Annotated in this window: 2 protein-coding genes; both read right to left on the bottom strand. The window is 47.8% G+C overall.

Going from position 1 to position 2,552, the window contains the following annotated elements:
- Positions 1-569 precede the first annotated feature (569 nt).
- Positions 570-2,186, bottom strand: coding sequence for an ABC transporter ATP-binding protein (locus BVJ53_RS14070; RefSeq protein ID WP_129302922.1), 1,617 nt, complete (start codon positions 2,184-2,186; stop codon positions 570-572).
- Positions 2,179-2,552 (bottom strand): ATP-binding cassette domain-containing protein (locus BVJ53_RS14065; RefSeq protein ID WP_129302921.1); only part of this gene is annotated, 374 nt, incomplete at its 5' end. The genes BVJ53_RS14065 and BVJ53_RS14070, both read right to left, overlap by 8 nt.

Raw genomic sequence — 2,552 nt, 5'->3', positions numbered from 1 at the left:
GGTCTCCTTTTGGTGCTACTTGTGTTTCTTAAAATCGTCAACCTATGATAAATCCAATCGTATCGCAACATTGCGGATTTGTAGGATTTAACAAACAAGGTGATTCAAATGAATAACAAGGACGTCTTTGAAAAACGTTACAAGCACATCCTTACTTTCCTAGGTTTTTGGATCGCCGGATACCTCACGCTGGATTCATTGTTTTCTGGCTTACCTCTGCCGCTCACCATGTTTTCCTCTACCTTTGTGCCGATCAGCTTTTTAAGTTACTTGGTTTATGTTTATTTCAAACTAAAAGTCAAAAGACCGGCCTCACTCATTTATTTAGTCGTGATGATAGCAGCGTTCATCTTTGCTATCCTTCTATTTCTCAAGATCGTGGTGCTCTTCTAAATTCCAATGTACCGTGATAACAAAGATTTGGAATTGCACGAACGGTCAACCCAAACTACTAAAAAGGCCAACCACCTATCCGGATTAAAGTGGTTGGCCTTTTTAGTAGTTTTCACAGGATTTCGTGGGAAGATGCTCACTCGCGATACGGCGCCATTTACGACCGCAGAGCCGCATCAGTAGCGAATCCGGAAAGTCTTCGGCGCCACTCGATAAATCACTGCAGTGCCGATTGCCACATAGACCAGCGTCACCACGCCAATCAAAATGGCATATGCGTAGCCGGAAAAATGTACTTGAGTGAAAACCCACGCTACCCAGTACATCCCCCAGTACAAGAACCGATACAACGGTGAAACAACCGACATGTCATCTGTAAAGGGCTGAATCAAGTAATAGATAAACAAGTCGTGAAAGGAAAAGAACAGCACCATACCGCAAACTTCCAGCAATAACACTAAATAGAAGTTCACCGCATCGGGAATCGGCCCAACAATCTGCAAGGCAAAAATAAGGGCAAAAACCAATCCGCCGCTGATCGCATTGTACTGAACGATGCGCCAGAACCGGTAGAAGAAGCCGGCCAAAATGGTTTTGGGCTGGCGATAAAACGGATAGTAAAGCATGGCTGAGTCGCAATTAACAAATAAAAGCTGAACGATCGGTGCTCCTAGCGATGACAGGTACATTGGAAAGAACAAGGCGCCGTATATTGACGTCAAATCACCGACTGAATGCACGGCAAAGAGTTTCAGTACCACGATCAGCCCGCCGCCAATACCGCCGATCCACAGTAGCCGCGTCCGTAACTTTTTCCATAATTGTTGACGATAACGTGCAAATAATAAGGCATTGAGATAGTTACTGCCTGACCGGTTCAGTGGCTTGACCGTCGAATCGGTGTCAATTGTCAGCTTTTTCTGCATCGCCTTGCCTGCCGCCAAAAACTGCTGGTTCCGTGAAGCCGCCACCTTGTCCAGCGCCATGGTCGCCTGCTGAATCGAAGCCATCAGAAACGGTATGTCGTCAGAAAACCGGCGGACATACCATGCCATTGCTAACAAAGCCGCCAAGCAAATCATGAAACCCCAAAATGAAAAAATACCACTCACAAAAGCCGCAAGCTGGCCAGTCAGCGTCACACCTGCAACCACGCCCCACAAACTCACCCAGTAAATAATCGTCGCGCTTAAGCCCATTTGCCGACGCGACCACACTAAGCGAGGAAGAAACGCCTGCCATTGCCAACTTAAAGCCGAAATTTCCAGTCCCACCAACAACAACCACGGATTGCGAGTGATGAGCGTTAGGATAAAAAGTGGAAAAAATGGCCCAAGTGCCACGCCGATGATTTGATTGATCAATAGTGTACCATGAACCAAACCAACCCGATCCAGCGAAAAGTAATTGCCCAGTTTAATCGTTTTGATATTAATCGATGCATAGCGGAAAATCAGCCCGCGAACCATTAGACACCCCAGCAAATAGACCGCAACGGCAACCATCAACCGCAACGAAAGGGCCGCTGGTAATGGCCGAATAAAATCGTTGTAGGCATTGCCAACCAAAAAAGCCATGCCGATCCCCAACATGGTGATCACTGGCTTCGTCAGCAGCATCATGAAGTTCACCAAAATCGCCAAAAGACTTTTCAGCGCGCCGGTGCGATACCACCTGGTCGGAATCTTTTTACCTAAAAACGGAATCCGCCGCAAAAAGTAAATCAAGCCATTAATGGCCGTTGTCGCATCGACCTGCGCTTGAAACCAGTAATACCGCCATGCATCACGCATCTGCCTGCACCTCGTCACTTAGCCGCGCAATCACGGCGTCTTCAAATGCCTGACTGTGAATATCCAGCCCCGCCAATTCGGTCAGCTGCTGCTGGTGTAACAATACCACCGCATCACAAATGGCCTGCGCCAACTGCATGATGTGGGTGGAAAAGACAACAACTGAGTCTGCCTTCATCGCAACGATCATCTGTTGCATCTCATGCGCCGCCACCACATCGACGGTTGTCAGCGGTTCGTCAAGCAACAACACCGGCGGCTTCAACATCAACGACACCACAATCTGCAACTTATTGCGCATCCCCTCAGAATAGTCACGCAACAACTTATTCGCATCCGCCTTACCTAGCTCGGCCATATCAAAAA

The organism is Lacticaseibacillus chiayiensis (genome assembly GCF_004123795.1).
Taxonomy (GTDB): Bacteria; Bacillota; Bacilli; order Lactobacillales; family Lactobacillaceae; genus Lacticaseibacillus; species Lacticaseibacillus chiayiensis.
The sequence above is the reverse complement of the archived record's forward strand: the minus strand, read 5'-3'. Positions and strand labels throughout refer to the sequence as shown.

Coding starts and splice junctions, on each gene's coding strand:
- BVJ53_RS14070 (WP_129302922.1), bottom strand. CDS start 2,186: ATGCGTGATGCATGGCGGTATTACTGGTTTCAAGCGCAGGTCGATGCG.